We start from the raw sequence: 315 nt of genomic DNA, 5'->3' as shown, positions 1-315 counted from the left end.
ATTTCCATCAGCTGGTATATTCGCTCTTGTAGTATCCCAAGGTTGAGTCTTTCCTCTTCCATAAAATAGCTCAATTTCAGAACCTGTATCAACATTTTCTAAAAAGGCATATACATCATAATCATCCCCACCGTTTACTGCAGACCAATCAAGTGCAATGGTATCATTTTCATAAGCGTAAAATGAATCACTGATTGCCCACGGACCATGGAATACAGCAAAGTTTGGATCTCTTAAATTATGAGGGCGACTGCTTCTTTCTTTAACCCAATATCTTGACTCTAATCTTAAAGCATAATTACCTATAGATTTAAC

Annotated in this window: 1 protein-coding gene; it reads right to left on the bottom strand. The window is 36.5% G+C overall.

Annotated features, from left to right (window positions below):
- Window positions 1–315 (bottom strand): hypothetical protein (locus tag AOA61_RS31305; protein WP_158234822.1); only part of this gene is annotated, 315 nt, incomplete at both ends.

The sequence above is a fragment of the Pseudomonas sp. 2995-1 genome, assembly GCF_002742505.1.
Taxonomy (GTDB): Bacteria; Pseudomonadota; Gammaproteobacteria; order Pseudomonadales; family Pseudomonadaceae; genus Aquipseudomonas; species Aquipseudomonas sivasensis.
This window is presented reverse-complemented; position numbering and strand designations above follow the sequence as displayed.